Below are 23,170 nucleotides of genomic sequence, written 5' to 3' on the forward strand. Positions count from 1 at the left end.
GCTGCGCGCCTCGTCCTCGCTGCATCCGATAGCGGGCTCCGTCCGCGGGTCGGACGGGCTGGCGTGCTCCTCCTGTCAGTGTGGACTGAGGTCTGCTGCCAGGGCGTTGAGGAGTTTCACCACGCCCTCCGGGCCGTTCACCACCAGGTCCGCGCGGGCGGCCAGGGGGGCGGCGCCCTCCTCGGGGGAGCTGGCGCTGCAGACCAGGAGGCCGTTGACGCCCTGGGCGCGCAGGGTGTCGACCGCGTCGAAGGCCGCCAGGTCGCCCAGGTCGTCGCCCGCGTACAGGACGGTGCGGGCGCCCCGGGCGCGGGCGAACTCGGCCAGGGCGACGCCCTTGTCCGTGCCGCCCGCGCGCAGCTCCAGCACCAGGCGGCCCGGCTCCACGACCAGGCCGTGGGCCTGTGCCAGGGCGGCCAGGGGCGCGCGCAGGGCGTCCACGGCGGCTGTCGGATCGGCGGCGCGGCGGGTGTGGACGGCCACCGCCCGGCCGCCCTTGTCCTCGATCCAGGTCCCCTGCCAGGCACCGGCCTTGTCCAGTACGCCCGGCAGCTCGGCGCGGGCGGCGGCGACGCCCGGTGGCGGCGGCGGGGCGCTGACCAGGCCCGTAACGGCGTCCCAGCGCTCGGCGCCGTAGTGGCCGAGGACGACCAGCTCCTCCAGGCCGGGCGCGCCTGAGAAGCCTCCGTAGCGGACGGCGACGGAGGCGGGGCGGCCGGTGATCACCGCGAGGGAGCCGACGAGGGGGCCGAGGCGCCCGAGGGCCGGGACCGCCTCGGGATGGGCGCGGGCCTGGTCGGGGTCGGCGACGATCGGTGCGAGGGTGCCGTCGAAGTCGAGGGCGACGAGCGCGCCCGCGGGATCGGCGAGCAGCGCGTCGAGCCCGGCGCGCCCGGCGGCGGTCACGGGGCGCGGCACCGGCGCGGGGGTCGAGGTCGGGGTGGCGGAGTGGGAGAGCGCGGGTTCGGTGGAGGGGCTGCCCATGGCCACTGACCCTATCGCTGTCAGTGGCCGCCGGTAGGGTCGAATCCGTGCCACCTGAAACACCTGGAACGCCGGGAGAGCCCGGGGCGCGCCCCGCCCCGCTGCCCCCCCGTGAGCAGGCGGTCCTCGCCTTCGAGCGCCGCTCCTGGCCCTCCCGGGGGATCAAGGAGCGCCTGATCAGAGAGGAGTTGGGCATCTCCCCGACGACGTACTACCAGATGCTGAACGCCCTGCTGGACGACGGGAGGGCGCTGGCGGCCGACCCGGTGACGGTCAACCGGCTGCGCCGGGTGCGCGAGGCCCGCCGCGCCGAGCGCTGACGCCCGGCCCCGCGCCGAGCGCCGGCGCGCGCCTCACTGCGCGCCCGTCAGCCCCTCCAGCTGCGCGGTGAACCACGCCTGCGGCGGCAGCGCGGTCGCCGCCGCCGCCAGCCGCTTGGTGCGCTCCGCGCGCTCGCCGGGCGGCATCGTCAGTGCCTCGTGCAGCGCCCGCGCCGTCGCCTCGACGTCGTAGGGGTTGACCATCAGCGCGTCCTCGGACAGCTCCGCCGCCGCGCCCGCCTCGCGGGACAGGACCAGCGCGCAGCCCTCGTCGGAGAGGACGGGGACCTCCTTGGCGACCAGGTTCATCCCGTCGCGCACCGGGTTGACCAGCGCCACGTCCGCGATGCGGTAGGCGGCCAGGGAGCGGGCGAAGTCGTCCTCCAGGTGCAGCAGCACCGGCTGCCAGTCCGGCGTCCCGTAGGCCGAGTTGATCTCCTGGGCGAGGCGGGAGACCTCCGCCGTGTAGTCGCGGTAGACGGCCAGATCCTGGCGGGAGGGGTAGGCGAAGGCGAGGTGGACGACCCGGCCGCGCCACTCGGGGCGCAGCTCCAGCAGCCGGCGGTAGGCGTGCAGCCCGCGCACGATGTTCTTCGACAGCTCGGTGCGGTCCACCCGCACGATCACCTTGCGCTCCGCCCCCCCGATCTCCGTCCGCAGCGCCGCCATCCGCTCCCCGACGTCCGGCCGCCGCGCGCGCTCGCGCAGGAAGTCCCCGTCCGCGCCCAGCGGATGGACCGCCAGCGCGGTGCTGTGGTCCTTGGACTCCATCGCGCCCAGCACCTCCTGGCAGCAGCGGGCGAAGCCCTGCGCCCAGCGCGCGGTGAGGAAGCCGAGCCGGTCGGCGCCGAGCATGCCGCGCAGCAGCTGCCCGGCGATGTCGTCGGGCAGCAGGCGGAAGTACTCCGGCGGCGCCCACGGCGTGTGCGAGAAGTGCCCGATGCGCAGGTCGGGGCGGCGCTCGCGGAGCATCCCGGGCACCAGCGCCAGGTGGTAGTCCTGCACGATCACCGCCGCCCCCGGCGCCGCCTCCTGGGCGAGCGCGTCGGCGAAGGCCGCGTTGTACGTCCCGTACGCCGCCCACCGCTCGCGGAAGGCGGCGTCGAAGACCGGCTCGCGGGGGATGTCGTAGAGCATGTGGTGCAGGAACCACAGCGTGGAGTTGGCGATCCCGTTGTACGCGGCCTCGAAGACCTCCGGGTCGATGTCGAGCATCCGCACGGCCTGCCCGCCGGTGTCGGCCGCCGCCAGCCGCGTCCCGTACCGCCGCGCCGCCGCCCGGTCGCCGTCGCCGAGCGCGGCGCAGACCCACACCGCGCCGGCCTCCGGTCCGATCGCGCTCAGCCCCGACACCAGGCCGCCGCCGCCGCGCCGCGCGCTCAGGGCGCCGTCGCCGCCCAGGGCGTACGAGACGGGACCGCGATTGGACGCGAGGACTACCTGTGCTCCGGGCTCAGCGACCATGCCTGCGAGCCTAGCCCCCGTGACGCCGCGTCAAACGTAGGCCCGAGCCGCGGGGATCACGCCGCCCGGCGCCGCGCGTACTCCTCGACCTCCAGCATCGGCGGGCGCTCCTGCGTGTCCACCTCATGCGTACGGGGCGTGAAGCCGCCCTGCGGCGAGCGGTCGAACTGCGTGAGGCGGGAGCGTACGAGCGGCCCGCGCGCCAGCCGCGACTGCGCCGTGCGGTAGATCGCCGCCGCCATCCGGCCCAGCGCCTGGCCGCCCTGGTGGCGGTGGTGGCGTACCCCGACGTCGACCTGCGCCATCGCGTCCAGGCCGACCAGGTGCAGGGTGTCCACCAGCAGGCCCAGCTCCACGCCGTAGCCGACCGGGAACGGCAGCCGCTCCAGCAGCGGGCGGCGCGCCGCGTACTCCCCGCCGAGCGGTTGGACGAAGCCCGCCAGCAGCGGCCAGTGCAGGTTGAGCAGCGGGCGCGCCACCAGCTCCGTCACCCGGCCGCCCTGGCCGGGGAGTTGGCCGGCGGGACCCTCCAGCGGGCGGTCGTACATGGCCTTGACGAAGGCCAGGCGCGGATCGGTGAGCAGCGGGCCGACGATGCCCGAGACGAACACCGGGTCGAAGTCGCGCAGGTCGGCGTCGACGAAGGCGACGATCTCCCCGGAGGTCGCCAGCAGCGAGCGCCAGAGCACCTCGCCCTTGCCGGCCACCGCCGGCAGCGCGGGCAGCAGCGCGTCGCGGTGCACCACCCGCGCGCCGGCCGCCGCCGCGACCTCGGCCGTACGGTCGGTGGAGCCGGAGTCGACCACCACCAGCTCGTCCACCAGCGGGCAGTGCGGCGTCATCAGCGTCGTACGGATCGCGGTGACGATGGCGCCGACGGTGGCCTCCTCGTCGAGCGCGGGCAGCACCACGCTGACCGTCCCCTGCGGCCCGAGCGCCCGTTTGGCGGCGAGCAGGGCGGGAAGCGGCCGGTCCGCCGCCGTGTACGAGCGGGCGCGCAGCCAGTGCTCCACCTCGTCCAGCACGGTGCCGCCTCCCGGGGTCCTCGAATGTGACGTGTCTCGCGGTTCGGACGTCTGTCTCAACCCTCACGGGTGTCGGTTACAGTCTTGAACAGCGCCCGTGGCCGCCGCATGTCGGGGTCACCCAGCACGCACCGGTGCGAGACACCGGCGCGAGACAACTTCATACCGCTCATCCAGAGGGGCAGAGGGAACGGCCCGTTGAAGCCCCGGCAACCCTCCGACCGGTCACCTGTGCACGCGATGCAGAGGCCCCCGGCGGAGTTGGTGCCAATTCCGGCCCGTGGCGAGATCCGCCGTGGGGAAGATGAGGAAAGGCCTCCGCTCTCATGGCTGTCCAGACAGTTGCCTCCGTAGGTGCCCCCGCAGGCGCCCCCGCTTCCAGCCCCTCCTCCGATACGTCCGCCGATACGTCCGCCGCCTCCGGCGTCGACCTCGGCTCCGCCGCCGCCCTCTCCTGCCGCGAGTGCGGCCACCGCGTCGCGCTCGGCCCCGTCTTCGCCTGCGAGGAGTGCTTCGGCCCGCTGGAGGTGGCCTACGAGCTGCCGGCCGGCGACCCCGAGGCGCTGCGCGCCCGCATCGAGGCCGGCCCGCGCAGCATCTGGCGCTACGCCCCGCTGCTGCCCGTCCCCGCCGACGTGGCGGACAAGCCCAACCTCGACCCCGGCTTCACCCGCCTGATCCGCGCCGACCGCCTCGGCGCCGAACTCGGCGTCCGGCCGGGGAGGTTGTTCGTCAAGGACGACTCCGGCAACCCGACGCACTCCTTCAAGGACCGCGTCGTCGCCATCGCCGTCGAGGCCGCCCGCGCCTTCGGCTTCACCACGCTCTCCTGCTCCTCCACCGGCAACCTGGCCGGCGCGGTGGGCGCCGCCGCCGCCCGCGCGGGGCTGCGCTCCTGCGTGTTCATCCCGCACGACCTGGAGCAGGGCAAGATCCTGATGGCCGCCGTCTACGGGGGCTCGGTCGTGGGCATCGAGGGCACCTACGACGACGTCAACCGCTTCTGCTCGGAGCTGATCGGCGACCCGGTCGGCGAGGGCTGGGGCTTCACCAACGTCAACCTGCGCCCGTACTACGCCGAGGGCTCCAAGACCCTCGCCTACGAGATCTGCGAGCAGCTCGGCTGGCGGCTGCCCGACAACCTCGTCATCCCCGTCGCCTCCGGCTCCCAGCTGACGAAGATCGACAAGGGGCTCAGGGAGCTGATCGCGCTCGGCCTGGTCGAGGACAGGCCCTACCGCATCTTCGGCGCCCAGGCGCAGGGCTGCTCGCCGGTCTCGCGGGCCTACAAGGACGGCCACGAGGTGGTACGCCCGGTGCGGCCCGACACCATCGCCAAGTCCCTGGCCATCGGCAACCCGGCCGACGGGCCCTACGTGCTGGACATCGCGCGGCGCACCGGCGGCGCGGTGGAGGACGTGGACGACGCGGCGGTGGTCGAGGCGATCAAGCAACTCGCCCGCACCGAGGGCGTGTTCGCCGAGACCGCCGGCGGGGTCACCTTCGGCGTACTGGCCCGGCTGGTCGCCGACGGGCGGATCTCCCCGGATGAGACGACGGTGGCGATCAACACCGGCGACGGGCTGAAGACGCTCGACGCGGTGGCGCCGACCACCGGCCTGGCCGCGACCATCAAGCCCAGCCTGGACGCCTTCCGCGCCGCCGGCCTCGTCTGAGCCGCACCCCCACCCCCTTCCTCCTCCCCGTACTTCTGATCCTTTCGGAGGCACCGCCCCATGAGTGTGAACGTCCGTATCCCCACCATCCTGCGCACCTACACCGGCGGCGCCTCCGAGGTCGCCGCCGAGGGCGCCACCCTCGCCGAGGTGCTGGCCGACCTGGAGCGCCGGCACACCGGCATCGGCGCGCGGGTGCTGGACGACCAGGGCAAACTGCGCCGGTTCGTCAACGTCTACGTCAACGACGACGACGTCCGCTTCGCCGAGGGCCTGCAGACCGCGACGCCCGACGGGGCCGGCATCTCGATCATCCCGGCCGTCGCGGGCGGCTGCTGACCCGTCCTCCCCTCGTACGACGCGCCCTGCCGGACTCCCGTACCGGCGGGGCGCGTCGTGCTGTCCGCGGCCGGCCGGACGGGGCCGGGGAAGCACCGGATGGCACGGGGCACGGGCCCGGTGGCGGTAGGGTTGGGGCGTTCCCGGCCTCTCTGTTGGACGTCCGCCGGATGGACCATGCCCGACGCATATGAGAACGCGACAAGTTGTGCCGTGAACAGGTGCGTGAATTGTCGTGTTGGCGGGCTATGCCCGGCCCGATTTGCCCGGCCAATACGGTACTTGAGGCGACAAAGGGCGATCCGGCGTGTCCAGATTTCTCGTCCGAATGGCCTGTTGCACTGGGCATCTGTGCGGATACATTCAGCGGCGGTCGACGCGTTCCGGCGTACCCCTCCCAGGTGTTGGGAGGCGGTCGGGGGGTGAGGTCTGACCCGGGGCCGCGGAGTGCGGACCTGTGTAAGGGCCGGCAATAGGGGAGTAAGGAATGGCTCAGGGCACCGTCAAGTGGTTCAACGCGGAGAAGGGCTACGGCTTCATCGCGGTCGACGGTGGTGCGGATGTCTTCGTCCACTACAGCGCGATTCAGATGGACGGCTACCGCACCCTCGAGGAAGGCCAGCGGGTCGAGTTCGAGATCTCGCAGGGCCAGAAGGGGCCGCAGGCGGACATGGTCCGCCTCGCAGCGGGCTGAGCTTCGCAGCGCGTTCGGCCACGGCACGACCACACGGCTACGTACAACCGCACGACAGCGCACGGTCACAGGCCCGCATCCGGGGAGGGATGCGGGCCTGTGGCCTGCGCGGGGCCGGTGCGGGCCCTGCGTGCGTCCCGGATCCGCTTGCACTCGACCACCCCGAGTGCTAATCATTGGCGTTAGCACTCTCCCCGTGAGAGTGACAACAGACAGGACCGGAGTTCGGTGAGGTCCGCGAGGGGCGGAGCAGGGATCCGCCCCCGGCGCGGGCCGTCCGTCGCGGGCGCCAGCGCGGTCCGGAGCAATCCGTCCCCACGTCCCGACCCGTTCGGGCGGGGGATGCCCACTCATCCTGGGAGGACCACTTCACATGGCCAAGACCATCGCGTTCGACGAAGAGGCACGGCGCGGCCTCGAGCGCGGCATGAACCAGCTCGCCGACGCCGTCCGGGTCACCCTCGGCCCCAAGGGCCGCAACGTCGTCCTGGAGAAGAAGTGGGGCGCCCCCACGATCACCAACGACGGCGTCTCCATCGCCAAGGAGATCGAGCTCGAGGACCCGTACGAGAAGATCGGGGCCGAGCTGGTCAAGGAGGTCGCGAAGAAGACGGACGACGTCGCCGGTGACGGCACGACGACCGCGACCGTCCTGGCGCAGGCGCTGGTCCGCGAGGGCCTGCGCAACGTCGCCGCCGGCGCCAACCCGATGGCCCTCAAGCGCGGCATCGAGAAGGCCGTCGAGGCCGTCTCCGCCGCCCTGCTGGCGCAGGCCAAGGACGTGGAGACCAAGGAGCAGATCGCCTCCACCGCCTCCATCTCCGCCGCCGACACGCAGATCGGCGACCTGATCGCCGAGGCGATGGACAAGGTCGGCAAGGAAGGCGTCATCACCGTCGAGGAGTCCCAGACCTTCGGTCTGGAGCTGGAGCTCACCGAGGGTATGCGCTTCGACAAGGGCTACATCTCGGCGTACTTCGTCACGGACCTGGAGCGCATGGAGGCCGTCCTGGAGGACGCCTACATCCTGCTCACCAACTCCAAGATCTCCAGCGTGAAGGACATCCTCCCGCTGCTGGAGAAGGTCATGCAGACGGGCAAGCCGCTGCTGATCATCGCCGAGGACGTCGAGGGCGAGGCGCTCTCCACGCTCGTCGTCAACAAGATCCGCGGCACCTTCAAGTCCTGCGCCGTCAAGGCCCCGGGCTTCGGCGACCGCCGCAAGGCCATGCTGAACGACATCGCCATCCTCACCGGCGGCCAGGTCATCTCCGAGGAGGTCGGCCTCAAGCTGGAGAACGCGGGCCTGGACCTGCTGGGCCGCGCCCGCAAGATCGTCGTCACCAAGGACGAGACCACGATCGTCGACGGCGCCGGCGACTCCGAGGCCGTGCAGGGCCGGGTCAACCAGATCCGTGCCGAGATCGAGTCCTCCGACTCGGACTACGACCGCGAGAAGCTGCAGGAGCGCCTGGCCAAGCTGGCCGGCGGTGTCGCGGTGATCAAGGCCGGCGCGGCCACCGAGGTGGAGCTCAAGGAGCGCAAGCACCGCATCGAGGACGCCGTGCGCAACGCCAAGGCGGCCGTCGAGGAGGGCATCGTCGCCGGCGGCGGCGTGGCCCTGCTGCAGGCGGGCGACGCCTTCGACAAGCTCGACCTCGAAGGTGACGAGGCCACCGGTGCCGAGATCGTGCGCAAGTCGCTTGAGGCGCCGCTGAAGCAGATCGCCGTGAACGCCGGCCTTGAGGGCGGCGTCGTGGTGGAGAAGGTGCGCAGCCTTCCCATCGGTGAGGGCCTGAACGCCGCCACCGGCGACTACGTCGACATGATCGCCAACGGCATCATCGACCCGGCGAAGGTGACGCGTTCCGCGCTGCAGAACGCCGCGTCGATCGCCGCGCTGTTCCTCACCACCGAGGCCGTCATCGCCGACAAGCCGGAGAAGAACGCCGCTCCGGCCGGCGGCGGCATGCCGGGCGGTGACATGGACTTCTGAGTCTGACGACTCGACTGTCCTTCACGAGGGCGGTACCTCCCCGGTCGGGGAGGTGCCGCCCTTCGTGCTGTGCACCGGGGCGTGGCAGCCCTTCCCGCGTGGTTTGTGTGGTTATCGTCCAGGGATGGAGCTGCGTGATCACCACCTCGGGTACGGGAAGCGGGCCGCCGGATGAGCGCCGAACACCGGGACACCGCCGAGCGGTTGCTCGCGCTCGTCGGCGGCCCCGCGAACGTCTCCGGGGTCGCCCACTGCATGACCCGGCTGCGCCTGTCCCTGCGCGATCCGGCCCTGGTGGACGACGCCGGGGTGCGGGAGGTCCCCGGGGTGCTGGGCGTCGTGGTCGACGAGGGCACGTACCAGGTGGTGCTGGGACCCGGTCGTGTCGCCCGCGTGACCGAGGAGTTCGAGACGCTGCTCGGCTCTGACGGGGCATCATCCGAGGCAGGGGCCGTCAACACCGCCGACACCCCCCGCGGCGCCGAGGAACTGGCCGCCCGGGGCGCCGCGCTGCGGGACGCGCGCAAGCAGCGCAACGCCACCCCCGTGAAGCTGGCGCTGCGCCGCATCGCCGCCGTCTTCGTCCCCCTCATCCCCGCGCTCATCGGCTGCGGCATCATCGCCGGCCTCGCGGGACTGCTCGCCAACCTGCACACCACCGGCCACGCCCCCTGGGCCGGCTCGCTCGTCCCCGCGCTCGCCGCCGTCGCCTCCGGCTTCATGTCGCTGCTGGCGGTCTTCGTCGGCATCAACACCGCCAAGGAGTTCGGCGGCACCCCCGTCCTGGGCGGCGCGGTCGCGGCGGTCATCGTCTACCCGGGCGTGGCGAAGGTCGAGGTCTTCGGCCACCACCTCGCCCCCGGCCAGGGCGGCGTCCTGGGCGCGCTCGCGGCGGCGCTGCTCGCCGTCCAGGTGGAGAAGTGGTGCCGGCGGTGGGTGCCCGAGGCGCTGGACGTGCTGGTCACCCCGACGCTGACGGTGCTCGTCTCCGGGCTGACGACGCTGTACGTGCTGATGCTCGCCGCCGGTGAGGCCGCCGAGGCCATCGGGCACGTCGCGAGCTGGCTGCTCACCGCCGGCGGGGCGCCGGCCGGCTTCGTCCTGGGCGGGCTCTTCCTGCCGCTGGTCATGCTGGGGCTGCACCAGGCGCTCATCCCCATCCACGCCACCCTCATCGAGCAGCAGGGCTACACCGTGCTGCTGCCCGTACTGGCGATGGCGGGCGCCGGCCAGGTCGGCGCGGCCGTCGCGGTCTACCTGCGGCTGCGCGGCAACGAGTCGATCCGCCGCACCATCCGATCGGCGCTCCCGGCCGGGCTGCTGGGCATCGGGGAGCCGCTGATCTACGGCGTCTCGCTGCCGCTCGGGCGGCCGTTCGCCACCGCCTGCGTGGGCGGCGCGGTCGGCGGCGGGGTGCTGGGCATGCTCGGCATGTGGGGCGCCCCGGCGGGCGCGACCGCGATCGGCCCCTCGGGCTGGGCGCTCTTCCCGCTGCTGTCGGGCGCCGACGGCCTGGCGAAGGCCGCGACGGTCTACGCGGCGGGGCTGGCCGCCGGCTATGTCGCGGGCTTCATGGCGACGTACGCCTTCGGCTTCACGAAGGAGTCGTTGCGCGCACTCACCCCGCAGGAGGCGCCGGCGGCCTCCGCGGAGCTGCGGAGCTGACGTACGCGCGGGCGGGCCGTCCCGTACGCCCGCCCCCTGCCCCCTACGAGACCGCCGCCCGCAGCGCCGCCCGCAGATGGCCGCCCGAGGCCGCCAGCAGCTCCACCGCCGTGGGGCCGTCGACCGAGGCCAGGAGGGTCAGGATGGCCGGCTTGACCTCGCCGTCCGTCGCGGCCAGCGCCCGCTCGACCTCCTCCTCCGCCGCGCCGGTCGCCAGCGCGACGATCCGGCGGGAGCGGGCGCGCAGCTTCTCGTTCGAGGCGCGGACGTCGACCATCAGGTTCCCGTACGTCTTGCCCAGCCGGATCATCGTGAGCGTCGAGATCATGTTGAGGACGAGCTTCTGCGCCGTGCCGGCCTTCAACCGCGTGGATCCCGCGATCAGTTCGGGTCCGGTGACCACCTCGATGCCGTGGTCCGCGGCGGCGGCCAGCGCCGAGCCGGCGTTGCAGGACAGCCCGACGGTCAGCGCGCCGAGCGCGCGGGCGTGCTCCACTCCGCCGACCGCGTAGGGCGTACGGCCCGAGGCGGAGATCCCCACCACCGTGTCGTCGGGGCCGACGCCCAGCGCGTCCAGCGCCTCGGCCGCCAGCTCGCGGCTGTCCTCCGCGCCCTCCACGGCGCTGCGGATCGCCGTCTCGCCGCCGGCGATCAGGCCGACGACGCGCGAGGGGTCGGTGGCGAAGGTCGGCGGGCACTCGCTGGCGTCCACCACGCCCAGCCGCCCCGCCGTGCCCGCGCCCAGGTAGACCAGCCGGCCGCCGCGGGCCATCCGCTCGGCCGCCGCGTCGATGGCCGCGGCGATCTCGGGCAGCCGCCGGGCGACGGCGGCGGCGACGGAGGCGTCCTCGCCGTTCATCAGACGCGCGATCTCCAGCGTCGGCAGCCGGTCGATCTCCGACAGCTCGGGGCGGAACGCCTCGGTCGTCATCGTCTCCAACTGGCGGCGCAGCTCTGCCGGGTCAGCGGTGGTGGACATACGGTGGCGGCTCTTTCGTCAGTTCGGTCGTTAGGTGGGCTTAGCGGCGTCCGGTGCGTGCTCTCGGTGTGCGGTGGTCTTGGTCATGTGGCGGAGCCACCTGTCCAAGGCCGCCGTGCGGCGAGAGTGCGTGCCGGGCGTCGCGTCAGGTCGCGCTGTGGCGGTGGGCCAGTGCCTCGTACGAGGCGGCCAGCGCCGGGGCCGCCCGCTCGTAGCTGCGCTGGGCCACGCCTATGAACAGGCAGTCCACCACGAGCAGCTGGCCCGTGCGACTGGACATCGCCGCCGGGCGCAGCTCGCTCTCGCGGGCCGTGGACGTGGTCAGCACGTGGTCCGCGTACTGCGCGACGGGGCCGTCCGGGCGGCCCGTGATCGCGATGGTCGTGGCGCCGTGGTCGAAGGCGACCCGCAGCGGCTCTATGACGTCCGCCGTGCGCCCCGAGTGCGTGATGGCTATCGCCACGTCGCCGGCGCGCAGCTGCACCGCGTTCGTCACGGCCAGGTGGGGGTCGGCGGGGGCGTGGGCCAGCGCGCCGATCCGCAGCAGCTTCTGCACCAGGTCCTGGCCGACGAGGTTGGACGCCCCTATCCCGTAGACATCGATGCGCCGGGCGCCGGTCATCGCCGCGACCGCCGCCTCCAGCTGCACCGGGTCCAGCGCGGCGGCCGTGTCGGCGAGGGCCTCCTGCTCGTCGCGCGCGAGCTTCACCACCACGTCCGCGATCGGGTCGTCGACGGCGATGTCCGCCGTGACGGCGGGCGCGCGGCCGGCCTCCTGCTGGGCCGCCGCGGCGGCCAGCGCGAGACGCAGATCGCGGTAGCCCGGATAGCCCAGCAGCCGCGCGGTGCGCACGACGGTCGCCTCCGACGTGCCCGTACGCTCGGCCAGCCCCGTGACCGTGAGCGCGGCGCAGCCCGCCGGATCGCCGGCGACGGCCTCGGCGACCCGCTGCATCGAGCGCGTCATGGACGGCCCCACCGTGCGCACCTTGGCCGCGAGCGCGCCCGGGGCGGGCGGCACGGCCCCCCGGGGCGGGAGGGGGCTCCGACCCGGCGCACTGAAAGTTTCCTTCACGCTGTAGCTCACGCCATGAAAGGTATTTTCAGCCGCGGCGGGCGTCAACCCCCCTGTGGACAACCCCGCGGCGCCGTCCCCCGTGGGGAAGAATGCCCCCATGGAGAGCGAAACCCCCGCCGCCCTCGACGACTCCGGCGCCCCGGGCGTCCCCGGCCTGGAGCAGGCCCTGCACCTCGCCCGCGCGCTGGTGCTGGCCGACCTGGGCGCGGCCGACCTCGCCGGCGCCGACGCGGTGTCGATGCTGGAGGAGTCGGTGGCCCACCGCCGCTGGTGGGTGGAGCAGTGGCCCGAGGGCGTGGCGTACGTCACGGGGCTCGTCGCCCAGGACGTGAAGGAGGCCGTGCAGGACAAGCACGGCCGCTGGCCGCTGTGCCCCGTCTGCACGGACACCGACGACGAGGGGCCGCACGCGCTGGAAGTGGAGCCGGAGCTGGGCGCGGACCCGCACTGGGTGTGCGGGGAGACCGGCACCTCGGTGGCGCCGGTGGGGCGGTTGGGCCCGGCGCTCTTCGGGCGTGCCTGAGCGGCTGGCGGCCCGGTGGCCATCCTGATCGACCCGCCGGACTGGCCGGGGCACGGGCGGCTGTGGTCCCACCTCGTCAGCGACAGCTCGCTGGCGGAGCTGCACGACTTCGCCCGCCGCCTGGGCGTGCCGCCGCGCGCCTTCGAGCGTGACCACTACGACCTGCCCTCGACGCGGTACGCGGACGCGGTCCGGCTCGGCGCGGTGGAGGTCGGCTCCCGCGAGCTGGTGGCCCGGCTCACGGCGGCGGGACTGCGGCGGCGCAAGCGGGCTTCGTCAACGGGCGCGGTGGGCGGGCGCCGTGAGCAGGCACCGTAAACGAGCGCGGTGAGCGGGCTTCGCAACCGGACGGCACGGCACCGGCGCGCCGCCCCCGCCGCGGGCGGATGTCCGCCACCGCCTCCGCCGCCGGAATACATGTCGGATGCACCTGGTTGGCACCCTCATGCCCGCACCACCCCCCGCAGCCACCCCGCCCGCCCGCGTCCCCGCCGCCGTCTACGTGCTGGGGCTCAGCGTCTTCGCCCTCGGGACCAGCGAGTTCATGCTCTCCGGCCTCCTCCCGGAGGTCGCCCGCGACCTGGACGTCTCCATCCCCCGCGCCGGACTGCTCATCTCCGCCTTCGCGATCGGCATGGTCGTCGGCGCCCCGCTGCTCGCCGCCGCCACCCTGCGGCTGCCGCGCCGGGCGACGCTGACCGGGCTGCTGCTGCTCTTCGGCGCCGGGCACGTGGTGGGCGCGGTCGCCGACTCCTACGCCGTCCTCTTCGCCACCCGCGTGGTCAGCGCGCTGGCCTGCGCCGGCTTCTGGGCGGTCGGCGCGGCGGTGGCGATATCCATGGTCCCCGCGAGCGCCCGCGCCAAGGCCATGGCGATCATGATCGGCGGGCTCAGCGTCGCCAACGTCGTCGGCGTCCCCGGCGGCGCGGTCCTCGGCCAGCTCTGGGGCTGGCGCTCGGCGTTCTGGGCGGTGGCGCTGATGACGGTGGTGGCCGTGGTGGGCGTGCTGACGCTGGTGCCGCGCGTGCCCGTACCGAAGGAGCCGCCGCGCCTGCGCCAGGAGCTGCGGATCTACGCCAACCCGCAGGTCTGGCTCGTCCTGGTCACCATCGCCCTCTTCGCCGCCTCCTCCTTCGCCTTCTTCTCCTACCTCGCCCCGCTGCTCACCGACGTGACCGGGCTGGGCGAGGGCTGGGTGCCCGTCGTGCTGGTCGTCTTCGGCGCGGGCGCCCTGATCGGTACGGTCGTGGGCGGCCGGATCGCCGACCGCAACCTGATCGGCACGATGTACGCGGGCCTCGCCTCCTCCGCCGTGGTCCTGGCGCTGGTGGCGCTGCTCGCCGAGTACGCCTGGGCGGTCGTCTCCCTCACCGGCCTGATGGGCGCCACGCTCTTCATGACGGCGCCCGCGCTCAACGCCCGCATGTTCAACATCGCCCACGAGGCCCAGACCCTCGCCGGGGCGACCAACACCTCGGCGTTCAACATCGGCAACACGATCGGCCCCTGGCTCGGCGGCCTGGTCATCAGCGCGGGCCTGGGCTACCCGGCGACCGCGTGGACGGGCGCCCTGCTGGCGACCCTGGGCGTGGGCGGCGTGGCGCTGCAATCGCGGGCGGGCCGGGGGAGCCGGGTGGTGGCGCGCTCGACGGAGCTGGAGCGCACGGCGGAGGCCGCTTCCTAGGAGCCGCCCGCCGCCAGCAGCTCCAGCTCCGTGCGTACGTTGTGGCGGGCGCGCTGCTCGAAGTGCTCCGCCCCGTACGGGGTGCGGAAGAGGCGGGGCAGGGCGAGGAGCCGGCGCAGGACCTCCGCGCGGCCGGCCCGGAAGTCCGCGTCCGGTACGAAGGCGTACTCCGCGCGCACCGCCGCCGCGTAGGCCGCGTACTCCTGCGGGGTCCCCGCCAGCACGGCGAGGTCGGCGTCGCAGAGTACGGCGCCGTTGCGGTCGCCGTCGGCCGCGTCGTGTGCCACGGTCAGGCGGACGAGGCGGGCGACCTCCGCCGTCAGCCCCGCGTCCAGCCCCAGCTCCGCCAGCGCCCGCTCGGCGAGGTGGGCGCTGCGCTCCTCGTTCTCGCTGCGGTCGGGCCGGTAGACCGCGTCGTGGAACCAGGCCGCCAGCTCCACCGCCGCGCGGTCGTCCGCGTACGCCCCCGCGCCCTCGATCTCCGCGACGCGGTCCAGCACGGCGCGCAGGTGGTCCACCGTGTGATAGCGCCGCTGGGGCTCCGCCCACCGCTCCAGCAGCTTGCGCGCGTACGGCGCGGGGTCGGGGGTGTCCTGCGCGCCCGTACGTACGACGGTCGCGCCCCAGCGCCGTACGAGATCCTCCTCGTCGGAGGCAGCGGCGGGATCGATCGGCGGCTGCGGAGCTGCTGGGACCATGCGCCCATTGTGCCCACCGCAGGTGGCGCCGCGCACGGGTGTGGGAGGCTGGCATACATGTCTAGACCAGTGCTCCTCGAAGTCATCGCCCTGGACGCGCGCGACGCCCGCGCCGCCGAGGAGGGCGGCGCCGACCGCCTGGAGCTGGTGGCGGACATGGCCGCGGACGGACTCACCCCCGACCCGGCGGTCTTCGCGGCCGTCCGCGAGGCCGTCGACCTGCCCGTACGGGTGATGCTGCGCGCGGCGGACGGCTTCGCGGCGGGCGACGTGGACGCTCTCGCGGAGTCGGCCCGCGAGCTGCGGGCGGCCGGAGCACGGGAGTTCGTCCTCGGCTTCCTCACCCCCGACGGCGCCCCCGACCTGCCCGCCCTCACGGCGCTCACCGAAGCCCTCGACGGCGCCCCCTGGACCTTCCACCGCGCCCTGGACCGCGCCGCCGACCGTACGAAACTGCGCGCCGCCCTCGCCGGCCTCCCCGGCCTCGACACCTACCTGACCGCCGGCTCCGCGCAGGGCGTCGCCCACGGCCTCGACACCCTGCGCGCGGAGGCCGCGACCTTTCCCCAAGCAGGGGACACCCCATGGCCCCGCATCCCGCGCACCCTGGTCGGCGGCGGCCTGAAGGAGACCCACGTCCCCGCCCTACGAGCGGCCGGCATCGACGCCTTCCACGTCGGCGGCCCCGTCCGCCCGCAGGGCTGGAGCGGCCCGGTCGACGCGGCGGCGGTGCGCCGCTGGCGCACGCTGGTGGACGGCGGGAGCTGAGCCGCGGCTCAGCCCACCGGCCGCAGCGCCGAAGCCTCCACCGCCGGTACGAGGCCCTCCGCCGCCGCCCGGGTCAGCAGCCCCCGGACCGCCGCGTAGCCGTCGGCGCCCAGGTCGGCGGTGAACTCGTTGACGTACAGCCCGATGTGCTGGTCCGCCACCGCGCGGTCCATCTCCTGCGCGTGCGCGCGCACGTACTCCCGCGACGCCTCCGGGTCCGCCCAGGCACGGCGCACCGAGGCGCGCGCCGCCGCCGCCAGCCGGGCCAGCGTCCCGCCGCCCAGCGAGCGCTTGGCGATGATCGCGCCCAGCGGGATCGGCAGCCCGGTCGCGGCCTCCCAGTGCTCGCCCATGTCGGCGACGCGGTGCAGCCCGTAGTCCCGGTACGTGAAGCGCGCCTCGTGGATCACCAGGCCCGCGTCCACGCGGCCGTCGCGCACCGCCGGCATGATCTCGTGGAACGGCAGGACGACCACCTCGCCCACCCCGCCGGGCACCTCCGCCGCCGCCCAGAGCCGGAAGAGCAGGTAGGCGGTGGAGCGCTCGGAGGGCACGGCGACCGTACGGCCCGCCAGGTCGACGGGGTCGGCCGGCCCGCGGGTGAGCACCAGCGGACCGCAGCCCCGGCCCAGCGCGCCGCCGCAGGGCAGCAGGGCGTAGGTGTCCAGGACGTACGGCAGGACCGCGTAGGAGACCTTCAGGATGTCGCCCTCGCCGCGCTCGGCCCGCGCGTTGGTGACGTCGATGTCCGCGAACTCCACGTCGATCGGCGGCGCTTCGGGCAGCAGCCCGTGCGCCCAGGCGTGGAAGACGAAGGTGTCGTTGGGGCAGGGGGAGTAGGCGATCCGCAGCCGGTCGTCGCTCATCGCAGGCGCTCCTTCTCGTCGGATTCCCCGTCGGATTCCCCGTCGCGCTCCCCGCCGGGTACGGCCCCGGTCAGCCAGGCGTCCACCGCCGCCGGCAGCGCGCCGCAGCCCTGCCCCAGCGCGGCGAGGGCCTCCCCGATCCGCCAGGCGCCGCGATCGCGGGGGCCCACTGCGTTGGAGATCCCGCGCAGTTCCAGTACGGGCACGCCCCACCGGGCGGCGGCCTCCGCCACCCCGAAGCCCTCCATCGCCTCCGCCACCGCACCGGGACACCGCTCGCGCAGCTCGGCCGCGCGGCGGGCGGAGCCCGTGACGGTCGAGACGGTGAGCACCGCCCCGCGTACCGCGCCGGGCAGCCCCCGTACGAGAGCGGCGGGCGGCAGGTGCTCGACGGCGCCGAAGCCCAGCTCGGCCACCGACGCGAAACCCTCCGGGGTCTCGGCCCCCAGGTCCGCCGCGACGATCCGCTCGGCGACCACCAGGGAGCCCACCGGCGCGAGCCCGGGAAAACCGCCCCCGATCCCGGCCGAGACGACCAGCGCGTACGCCCCCAGGTCAGAGCGTTCCGCCTCGGCCAGCGCGAACGCCGTCCCCGCGGCGGCGGCGGCGGGACCCACGCCCACCGCCCGCACCTCGAAGGAGGGCCGCCCCGCGAGCACCGCCGCGACGGCGTCGCGCTCGGCGGCCACGGCGGTGGCGATCAGGACACGGGGCGCGCTCATCGCGGGCCCGGGAAAGCCGCCCCCGAAGTCCGTCAGGACTTCCCCTTCACCACGAAGTTCCACACGCCCTCGGCGCCGGTGATCTGCTTGCCCTTGGCGCCGGTCTCCACGATCTGGATGCGCACCTTGTCGGCGAAGCCGCCGGCCTGCTGGTCGTAGAGCACGTTCTCGCCCTTGAGGGTGAAGTACGTGTCCTTGATCTTCACGGGGTAGTACGGGTTGCCGTTGACCAGCAGGTACCAGCCCGTGTCCGCGACGTCCGGGTCCACGCCGATGCGCAGCTCCTCGGACGGGGAGAGGGTGATGGACTCCGCGTCCGACTTGGTGAGGCACTTCATGAGCTTCGCCTGCGCCAGGGGCTCCCCGTGCCCGTAGCACGCCGCCTCCGACGTCACGGTCCGGTCGCCGACCGTCAGCTGGGCGACGGGCGTCGGCTTCTCGCAGGCGGCGAGGAGGGCCACGGACATGGCGGCGACACCGGCGGCTGCGGCGACGCGGCGGCTCGTGCCGAGCGAGAGGCTGCGGAAGGGATGCGTGCTCATAGGGGGCAGGCTACCGGTCTCGTCCGATCACGCGGCGTGGGGGTGGGGCGTGCCGCGCCTGGCGGCGTCCAGCAGTCCGCGTACGGCCACCGCGGCCCCCACCGCCACCAGCGCGGCGGCCACCGCCATCCCCAGGGTGCCGTTGAGGGGGAGGAGGATGCCGATGCCGCCGCCCGCGCACCAGGCCAGCTGCATGATCGTCTCCGAACGGGCGAAGGCGGAGGTACGGACCCGCTCGGGCACGTCGCGCTGGATCAGGGCGTCCAGGGAGAGCTTGCACAGCGACTGGGCGAGCCCCGCCGAGGCGGCCAGCCCGACGACCGCCGGCAGGCTGTAGAGGAACGCCGCGCAGACGGCGGCGCTCAGCGCGAAGCCCAGCAGCACCGCGATGATCAGCTCCGGGCCCCGGTCGCGCAGCCAGGAGCCGAACACCGAGCCCAGCGCGTTGCCCGCCCCCGCCGCGACCACCACCAGACCCAGCGTCAGCTCCGGGGAGAGCCCGCCGGGCGGGTGGCCGCGCAGCAGGAAGGCGAGGAAGAAGGTGAGGAAGCCCGACAGGCAGCGCAGGGTCGCGTTGGCCTGCAGGGCGTGCAGCACGGAGGGGCCGACGGTGCGCAGGCCGGGCTTGGGCGGCACGCGCAGGGGGCCCGGCCGGTCGGAGGACACCCCCGAGGCCAGCAGCGCCCGGTCCTCCCCGCGCGCGGAGTCCACGTCGTGGGAGAGGGAGAACGACAGGAACATGCCGATGACGAAGATGACGAACGCCCCGTACAGCGGCCAGCGCGGCCCGATCGCCTGCAGCCCCGCGCCGACGGGGGCGGCCACGCCGGTGGCCAGCAGCCCGGAGAGCGTGACCCGGGAGTTCGCCTTCACCAGCGAGATCCGCGGGGGCAGCAGCCGGGGCACCACCGCCGAGCGCACCACGCCGTACGCCTTGGACGCCACCAGTACGCCCAGCGCGGCCGGGTACAGCTCCAGCGAGCCGGTCGTCACCGCGCCCGCCATCGCCAGCGCCAGGAACGCGCGCCCCAGCATCGTCGCCGCCATCGCGGCGCGGCGGCCGTGCGGGACGCGGTCCAGCAGCGGGCCGATCACGGGGGCGAGGAGGGCGAAGGGCGCCATGGTGACGAGCAGGTAGAGCGCCACCCGGCCGCGCGCCTGGTCGGTGGGGACGGAGAAGAACACCGTGGAGGCCAGGGCGATGGTGATCATCATGTCGCCGGCGGCGTTCACCGCGTGCAGTTCGATCAGCCGTCCGAGCCCGGTCTCCCCGGCGCCCTGCGCGTGCGTGGCTTTTCGGATACGCCGCCCGGTCCCGGTGACGGGCCGGCTCACGGCCCGCCCCACGGCGCCCGCCGCCCGCCCGGTGGCCCGCCCGCCCCGGCGCAGCGCGCTCCCGGCCCGCCGCATCCGCGAGGGCCGGTCCGCCGACGTGCCGGTCTCGTCCGTGACCACCCAGCCATAGTGCCGCACGGCACCCCGTATGCGATGCCGACGGAGCCCACCCCGCCCCCGCGCCCGGGGAACCCACCGCGTGCTCCGGGCGCCGCAACCCCGGCAAGCACTCACCGGCGGGAGGTAGGGTGAAGGGGTTGTTCGGTTGTCATTGAGCGCGCGCGTTGATGCGGTCCCTCGGTCCGCTCCGCTGCGAGCTTGATGTGCGACGGACGGCCCGGCCCTTTAGTGACGAGAGAATCGATTCCTGTGAGCGCTGCGATGCGAAGCCGCACCCCCGACCGCCTGTGTGCCGAGGCCGTGGAGCTGGCCCGGGAGGCGGCCGTGGAGACGGCGGGCTTCGAGGTGGTCGGCGAGCACCTCGGAGTGATCGCCGAGCCCGACGGCGAGCGCGTCGTCACGCACTTCTTCGCCTGCTCGCTGCCCGGCTACCGTGGCTGGCGCTGGGCGGTGACGGTGGCCCGCGCCTCGCGCGCCAAGCTCGTCACCCTGGACGAGGCGGTGCTGCTGCCCGGCGCCGAGGCGATGCTCGCGCCCGAGTGGGTGCCGTGGAGCGAGCGCCTGCAGCCGGGCGACCTGGGCCCCGGCGACCTGCTGCCCACCGAGGCCGACGACCTGCGCCTGGAGCCGGGCGTCTCCGGCGAGGACGCCCCGCCGCCCAACGCCGCCCCCGAGATCGCCGAGCCCGCCCCCGGCGAGGCGTCCCCGCGCCGCGCGGAGATCGGCGTGGTCGCGGAGGAGATCGGCATGGCCCGCCCCCGGGTCCTCTCCCGCTACGGGCTGTACTCGGCGGCCGACCGCTGGTCGGAGGAGTTCGGCAACAAGTCGCTGATGGCGCAGGCCGCCCCCGCGCCGTGCATCAGCTGCGCCTTCCTGGTGCCGATGGCCGGCTCGCTGCGGCAGGCGTTCGGGGTCTGCGCCAACGAGTTCTCCCCGGCCGACGGCCGCGTGGTGGCCCTCGACTACGGCTGCGGCGCGCACTCGGAGGCCGCCGTCGTCCCCAAGCCCCAGCGCCCCTCCCCGCCCGTGCTGGACTCCCTCGGCGCCGACCCGCTCGTGTAGGTCCTGTACGGAGTTCCCCGTCCGCGCCCCGGCGCCCCCGGACCCGGCCGGGGAATCGCCGTTGCGGTGTCCGCCCCTTGCCGTCCACGTATCGTGGGGCGGATGAGCAGCCCCCCTCGTACGCTCGCGGAGGATCTCCGATCCCGCACCGACGACTCCCTTGCCGCGCTGCTTCGCGCCCGACCCGATCTGCTGACGCCCGTTCCGGGTGATCTGACGCAGCTCGCGACCCGGGCCGGCACCCGCGCCTCCGTGCTGCGCGCGCTGGAGGGCCTGGACCGGTTCGCCCTGCAGGCGGCGGAGGCGCTGGCCGTCGCGCCGGACCTCTGCTCGTACGAGGAACTCCTCGGCCTCCTCAGCGGCGACAGCGGTGACAGCGCGATCGAGGAAGCCCTGCCCCGCGCGGTCGCGACCCTGCGCGAACGGGCCCTCGTCTGGGGGGGCGACGAGCGCCTGCGCCTGGTGCGCACCGTGCGCGAACTGCTCGGCTCGCCCTCGCCGACCGGCCTGGGCCCGCCCGCCGGGGAGGCCGTCGCCGGGATGTCGCCGGGCCGGCTGCAGACCATCCTGTCCACCGCCGGCCTGCCCGCCACCCACGACCCGGTCTCCGCCGGGGAGGCGCTCAGCGCCCTCTTCCAGGACCGCCCCCGGATGGTGGAGCTGCTGACCGGCGCCCCGCCGGAGGCCATCGAGATCCTCGACCGGCTCACCTGGGGCCCGCCCCACGGCACCGTCTCCGCCGCCCCCTCCCCGGCCGTGCGCTGGCTGCTGGACCGGGGGCTGCTGCTGCCCTCCGCGCCCGGCCACGTCGTGCTGCCCCGCGAGGCCGGGCTCCAGCTGCGCGGCGGGCGCGTGCACCGTACGCCCGAACCGCTGCCCCCGCCGCTCGACCCCGCCGTGATCGCACAGGGGGAGGCCGACGCCGCCGGCGCCGCGCAGGCGCTGGGCGCGCTCGGCACCGTCGAGGAGCTGCTCACCGCCTGGGGCAGCGCCCCGCCGGCCGTGCTGCGCTCCGGGGGCCTGAGCGTGCGCGACCTCAAGCGGGCGGCGGTGCTGCTCGACGTACCCGAGCCGGTGGCCGCCTTCTGGGTCGAACTCGTCTACGCCGCCGGGCTGCTGGCCTCCGACGGCGCCTCCGACGAGCGCTACGCCCCCACCCCCGCCTACGACGACTGGCTGGAGCGGCCCACCGAGCAGCGCTGGGCGCGACTGGCCGCCGCCTGGCTCACCGCCACCCGCGTCCCCGCCCTGGCCGGCGGCCGCGACGCCAAGGGCCGCGCGCTGGCCGTCCTGGGCGACGGCATGGACCGGGGGGCGGCCCCGCTCCTGCGGCGCCGGATGCTGGAGCTGCTCGCCGCGCCCGCCCCCACCCCAGGTTCTCCGAGCACGGGAGGCCCCATGGGCGGCGCCGTCCCGGCCCAGGCGCTGCTGACGCGGCTGCGCTGGGAGCGTCCCGTACGCAACGAGGAGGCCGCCGCCGCCCGCGAACGCCTCGCGCTGAGCGCGCTGGAGGAGGCCGAGCTGCTCGGCGTGACCGGCCGCGGCGCCCTCACCGCCCAGGGCCGCGCCCTGCTCGGCCGACCGGGCGAGACGCCCACCGCCCTGGAGGCGGCGACGGCCGAGACGGCCGCCGCCCGCGTCCTGGGCCCGCTGCTGCCCGAGCCGCTGGACCACATCCTCCTGCAGGCCGACCTCACCGCCATCGCCCCCGGCCCGCTGGAGCGCCCGCTGGCGGGGATGCTCGCCGTGCTGGCGGAGGTGGAGTCCAAGGGCGGCGCGACGGTCTACCGCTTCACCCCGCACTCCGTGCGCCGCGCCCTGGACGCCGGGCGCAGCGCCGCCGAGCTGCACGACTTCCTCGCGGCGCACTCCCGTACGCCCGTACCGCAGCCCCTGAGCTACCTGATCGACGATGTGGCACGCCGGCACGGGCAGTTGCGGGTCGGGATCGCCTCCGCCTACCTGCGCTGCGACGACGACGCCACCCTCACGGAGATCCTCGCCGACCGGCGCTCGGCGGAGCTGCGGCTGCGGCGGCTGGCGCCGGCGGTGCTCGTCTCGCAGGCGCCCCCGGACCTGCTGCTGGAGCGGCTGCGCGAGATGGGCTACGCGCCCGCCGCGGAGTCCGCCGACGGCGCGGTGCTGGTCGCCCGCGCGGACGCCGCCCGCACCCCGCCGCGTACGGCACCCGCCCCCGTCCACGACGGCCCGCCGCACCCGGACGCCACGCTGCTGGGCGCGGCGGTACGGGCCGTGCGCGCCGGAGACCGGGCGGCGACGGCCCCCCTGCGCGCCGAGCCCGCCCGCGGCGGCGCCGTCCCGCGCACCTCGGCGGCCGACACCCTGGCCTCGATGCAGGCGGCGGTCATGACGGCGACCCCGCTGTGGATCGGCTACGTCGACGCGGCGGGCGCCGCCAGCCAGCGCGTGCTGGCGCCGCTGCGGGTCGAGGGCGGCTTCGTCACGGGCTTCGACCACACGGCGGAGGAGGTCCGCACCTACCCGCTGCACCGCATCACGGGGGTGGCGGAGCTGGCGGACTGACGCCGGGCCCGGCAGAGGGCCGTCCGGCCGTCGGCCGCCCGTGCCCGTACCGCCCGTGCCCGTACCGTCCGTGCCCGTACCGTCCG

Annotated in this window: 22 protein-coding genes and 1 riboswitch; of the genes, 12 read left to right on the forward strand and 10 right to left on the reverse strand. The window is 74.8% G+C overall.

The genetic code is table 11. The annotated features are described in order from the left end of the window. Positions 1–75 precede the first annotated feature (75 nt). Complete coding sequence (otsB, locus tag ACFQLX_RS11195; RefSeq protein WP_386414152.1) at positions 76–984, reverse strand: trehalose-phosphatase; 909 nt, start codon at positions 982–984, stop codon at positions 76–78. A 47-nt stretch (positions 985–1,031) separates the two neighbouring features. On the opposite strand from otsB, the gene ACFQLX_RS11200 reads away from it, so the two are divergent. Next, positions 1,032–1,304, forward strand: coding sequence for a DUF3263 domain-containing protein (locus ACFQLX_RS11200; RefSeq protein WP_386414153.1), 273 nt, complete (start codon positions 1,032–1,034; stop codon positions 1,302–1,304). Positions 1,305–1,337: 33 nt separating this feature from the next. Here the strand turns inward: ACFQLX_RS11200 and ACFQLX_RS11205 are convergent, their stop codons facing one another. Beyond that, a complete protein-coding gene (locus tag ACFQLX_RS11205; RefSeq protein WP_386414154.1) occupies positions 1,338–2,768 on the reverse strand; it encodes an alpha,alpha-trehalose-phosphate synthase (UDP-forming) in 1,431 nt (476 codons plus the stop codon). Positions 2,769–2,824: 56 nt separating this feature from the next. Further along, positions 2,825–3,793 (reverse strand): glucosyl-3-phosphoglycerate synthase, encoded by a 969-nt coding sequence (locus ACFQLX_RS11210; RefSeq protein WP_386414155.1) that lies wholly within the window; start codon positions 3,791–3,793, stop codon positions 2,825–2,827. Positions 3,794–3,959: 166 nt separating this feature from the next. After that, a riboswitch (SAM riboswitch) is annotated at positions 3,960–4,104 on the forward strand. A gap of 15 nt (positions 4,105–4,119) precedes the next feature. Between ACFQLX_RS11210 and thrC the strand changes: the two genes are divergently transcribed. The 5 genes from thrC (at position 4,120) to ACFQLX_RS11235 (ending at position 10,163) form a co-directional block, all read left to right on the forward strand. Beyond that, a complete protein-coding gene (gene thrC, locus ACFQLX_RS11215) occupies positions 4,120–5,469 on the forward strand; it encodes a threonine synthase (protein WP_386414156.1) in 1,350 nt (449 codons plus the stop codon). Between the two features lie 60 nt (positions 5,470–5,529). Continuing rightward, on the forward strand, positions 5,530–5,808 hold the full coding sequence (locus ACFQLX_RS11220) for a MoaD/ThiS family protein (RefSeq protein WP_386414157.1): 279 nt from the start codon (positions 5,530–5,532) through the stop codon (positions 5,806–5,808). Positions 5,809–6,295: 487 nt separating this feature from the next. After that, positions 6,296–6,502, forward strand: a complete 207-nt coding sequence (locus ACFQLX_RS11225; protein ID WP_005486335.1) for a cold-shock protein — start codon at positions 6,296–6,298, stop codon at positions 6,500–6,502. 373 nt (positions 6,503–6,875) lie between these two features. Continuing rightward, a complete protein-coding gene (gene groL, locus ACFQLX_RS11230; protein WP_386414158.1) occupies positions 6,876–8,498 on the forward strand; it encodes a chaperonin GroEL in 1,623 nt (540 codons plus the stop codon). 171 nt (positions 8,499–8,669) lie between these two features. Continuing rightward, positions 8,670–10,163, forward strand: coding sequence for a PTS transporter subunit EIIC (locus ACFQLX_RS11235; RefSeq protein WP_386414159.1), 1,494 nt, complete (start codon positions 8,670–8,672; stop codon positions 10,161–10,163). A gap of 43 nt (positions 10,164–10,206) precedes the next feature. On the opposite strand, the gene murQ is transcribed toward ACFQLX_RS11235, so the two are convergent. Together murQ and ACFQLX_RS11245 are read right to left on the reverse strand one after the other, a co-directional pair. After that, complete coding sequence (gene murQ / locus ACFQLX_RS11240; RefSeq protein ID WP_386414160.1) at positions 10,207–11,142, reverse strand: N-acetylmuramic acid 6-phosphate etherase; 936 nt, start codon at positions 11,140–11,142, stop codon at positions 10,207–10,209. 145 nt (positions 11,143–11,287) lie between these two features. Beyond that, the gene (locus tag ACFQLX_RS11245) at positions 11,288–12,229 is read right to left on the reverse strand and encodes a MurR/RpiR family transcriptional regulator (protein ID WP_386414161.1); all 942 of its coding nucleotides are present in this window, start codon (positions 12,227–12,229) and stop codon (positions 11,288–11,290) included. Positions 12,230–12,317: 88 nt separating this feature from the next. Between ACFQLX_RS11245 and ACFQLX_RS11250 the strand changes: the two genes are divergently transcribed. The 3 genes from ACFQLX_RS11250 (at position 12,318) to ACFQLX_RS11260 (ending at position 14,427) form a co-directional block, all read left to right on the forward strand. Next, positions 12,318–12,743 (forward strand): hypothetical protein, encoded by a 426-nt coding sequence (locus tag ACFQLX_RS11250; RefSeq protein ID WP_386414162.1) that lies wholly within the window; start codon positions 12,318–12,320, stop codon positions 12,741–12,743. Positions 12,744–12,758: 15 nt separating this feature from the next. Further along, on the forward strand, positions 12,759–13,061 hold the full coding sequence (locus tag ACFQLX_RS11255) for a DUF4031 domain-containing protein (RefSeq protein WP_386414163.1): 303 nt from the start codon (positions 12,759–12,761) through the stop codon (positions 13,059–13,061). A gap of 127 nt (positions 13,062–13,188) precedes the next feature. Next, complete coding sequence (locus ACFQLX_RS11260; protein ID WP_386414165.1) at positions 13,189–14,427, forward strand: Cmx/CmrA family chloramphenicol efflux MFS transporter; 1,239 nt, start codon at positions 13,189–13,191, stop codon at positions 14,425–14,427. On the opposite strand, the gene ACFQLX_RS11265 is transcribed toward ACFQLX_RS11260, so the two are convergent. Then, a complete protein-coding gene (locus ACFQLX_RS11265; protein ID WP_386414167.1) occupies positions 14,424–15,125 on the reverse strand; it encodes an HD domain-containing protein in 702 nt (233 codons plus the stop codon). The two genes, ACFQLX_RS11260 and ACFQLX_RS11265, sit on opposite strands and share 4 nt — an antisense overlap. A gap of 57 nt (positions 15,126–15,182) precedes the next feature. Between ACFQLX_RS11265 and ACFQLX_RS11270 the strand changes: the two genes are divergently transcribed. Next, positions 15,183–15,893 carry a copper homeostasis protein CutC gene (locus ACFQLX_RS11270; protein WP_386414168.1) on the forward strand — a complete coding sequence of 237 codons (711 nt, stop codon included), beginning with the start codon at positions 15,183–15,185 and terminating at the stop codon, positions 15,891–15,893. A gap of 8 nt (positions 15,894–15,901) precedes the next feature. On the opposite strand, the gene ACFQLX_RS11275 is transcribed toward ACFQLX_RS11270, so the two are convergent. The 4 genes from ACFQLX_RS11275 to ACFQLX_RS11290 are packed head-to-tail and all read right to left on the reverse strand — an operon-like array spanning position 15,902 to position 19,433. After that, the gene (locus tag ACFQLX_RS11275; RefSeq protein WP_386414169.1) at positions 15,902–16,759 is read right to left on the reverse strand and encodes a 1,4-dihydroxy-6-naphthoate synthase; all 858 of its coding nucleotides are present in this window, start codon (positions 16,757–16,759) and stop codon (positions 15,902–15,904) included. Continuing rightward, positions 16,756–17,481 (reverse strand): futalosine hydrolase, encoded by a 726-nt coding sequence (locus ACFQLX_RS11280; protein ID WP_386414171.1) that lies wholly within the window; start codon positions 17,479–17,481, stop codon positions 16,756–16,758. Before ACFQLX_RS11280 ends, ACFQLX_RS11275 begins: the two co-directional genes overlap by 4 nt. Positions 17,482–17,513: 32 nt before the next feature. After that, positions 17,514–18,023: a DUF2771 domain-containing protein gene (locus ACFQLX_RS11285; protein ID WP_386414172.1), complete on the reverse strand. Its 510-nt coding sequence runs from the start codon at positions 18,021–18,023 to the stop codon at positions 17,514–17,516. A gap of 27 nt (positions 18,024–18,050) precedes the next feature. Continuing rightward, positions 18,051–19,433: an MFS transporter gene (locus ACFQLX_RS11290; RefSeq protein WP_386414214.1), complete on the reverse strand. Its 1,383-nt coding sequence runs from the start codon at positions 19,431–19,433 to the stop codon at positions 18,051–18,053. A 306-nt stretch (positions 19,434–19,739) separates the two neighbouring features. Here ACFQLX_RS11290 and ACFQLX_RS11295 point away from each other — a divergent pair, with 306 nt between their 5' ends. Further along, a complete protein-coding gene (locus tag ACFQLX_RS11295; protein ID WP_386414215.1) occupies positions 19,740–20,540 on the forward strand; it encodes a DUF3027 domain-containing protein in 801 nt (266 codons plus the stop codon). A 102-nt stretch (positions 20,541–20,642) separates the two neighbouring features. Then, on the forward strand, positions 20,643–23,084 hold the full coding sequence (locus ACFQLX_RS11300; protein ID WP_386414174.1) for a helicase-associated domain-containing protein: 2,442 nt from the start codon (positions 20,643–20,645) through the stop codon (positions 23,082–23,084). Positions 23,085–23,170: the final 86 nt, after the last annotated feature.

This window comes from Streptomyces polyrhachis (assembly GCF_042663125.1).
Classification (GTDB): Bacteria; Actinomycetota; Actinomycetes; order Streptomycetales; family Streptomycetaceae; genus Streptomyces; species Streptomyces polyrhachii.

What these genes read in the sequence shown, in the direction of transcription:
- murQ (WP_386414160.1), bottom strand. Translation starts at nt 11,142, where the DNA reads ATGTCCACCACCGCTGACCCGGCAGAGCTGCGCCGCCAGTTGGAGACG.
- otsB (WP_386414152.1), bottom strand. Translation starts at nt 984, where the DNA reads ATGGGCAGCCCCTCCACCGAACCCGCGCTCTCCCACTCCGCCACCCCG.
- groL (WP_386414158.1), top strand. Translation starts at nt 6,876, where the DNA reads ATGGCCAAGACCATCGCGTTCGACGAAGAGGCACGGCGCGGCCTCGAG.
- ACFQLX_RS11275 (WP_386414169.1), bottom strand. Translation starts at nt 16,759, where the DNA reads ATGAGCGACGACCGGCTGCGGATCGCCTACTCCCCCTGCCCCAACGAC.
- ACFQLX_RS11260 (WP_386414165.1), top strand. Translation starts at nt 13,189, where the DNA reads ATGCCCGCACCACCCCCCGCAGCCACCCCGCCCGCCCGCGTCCCCGCC.
- ACFQLX_RS11265 (WP_386414167.1), bottom strand. Translation starts at nt 15,125, where the DNA reads ATGGTCCCAGCAGCTCCGCAGCCGCCGATCGATCCCGCCGCTGCCTCC.
- ACFQLX_RS11225 (WP_005486335.1), top strand. Translation starts at nt 6,296, where the DNA reads ATGGCTCAGGGCACCGTCAAGTGGTTCAACGCGGAGAAGGGCTACGGC.
- ACFQLX_RS11235 (WP_386414159.1), top strand. Translation starts at nt 8,670, where the DNA reads ATGAGCGCCGAACACCGGGACACCGCCGAGCGGTTGCTCGCGCTCGTC.
- thrC (WP_386414156.1), top strand. Translation starts at nt 4,120, where the DNA reads ATGGCTGTCCAGACAGTTGCCTCCGTAGGTGCCCCCGCAGGCGCCCCC.
- ACFQLX_RS11250 (WP_386414162.1), top strand. Translation starts at nt 12,318, where the DNA reads ATGGAGAGCGAAACCCCCGCCGCCCTCGACGACTCCGGCGCCCCGGGC.
- ACFQLX_RS11300 (WP_386414174.1), top strand. Translation starts at nt 20,643, where the DNA reads ATGAGCAGCCCCCCTCGTACGCTCGCGGAGGATCTCCGATCCCGCACC.
- ACFQLX_RS11290 (WP_386414214.1), bottom strand. Translation starts at nt 19,433, where the DNA reads ATGCGGCGGGCCGGGAGCGCGCTGCGCCGGGGCGGGCGGGCCACCGGG.
- ACFQLX_RS11285 (WP_386414172.1), bottom strand. Translation starts at nt 18,023, where the DNA reads ATGAGCACGCATCCCTTCCGCAGCCTCTCGCTCGGCACGAGCCGCCGC.
- ACFQLX_RS11280 (WP_386414171.1), bottom strand. Translation starts at nt 17,481, where the DNA reads ATGAGCGCGCCCCGTGTCCTGATCGCCACCGCCGTGGCCGCCGAGCGC.
- ACFQLX_RS11295 (WP_386414215.1), top strand. Translation starts at nt 19,740, where the DNA reads ATGCGAAGCCGCACCCCCGACCGCCTGTGTGCCGAGGCCGTGGAGCTG.
- ACFQLX_RS11205 (WP_386414154.1), bottom strand. Translation starts at nt 2,768, where the DNA reads ATGGTCGCTGAGCCCGGAGCACAGGTAGTCCTCGCGTCCAATCGCGGT.
- ACFQLX_RS11270 (WP_386414168.1), top strand. Translation starts at nt 15,183, where the DNA reads ATGTCTAGACCAGTGCTCCTCGAAGTCATCGCCCTGGACGCGCGCGAC.
- ACFQLX_RS11220 (WP_386414157.1), top strand. Translation starts at nt 5,530, where the DNA reads ATGAGTGTGAACGTCCGTATCCCCACCATCCTGCGCACCTACACCGGC.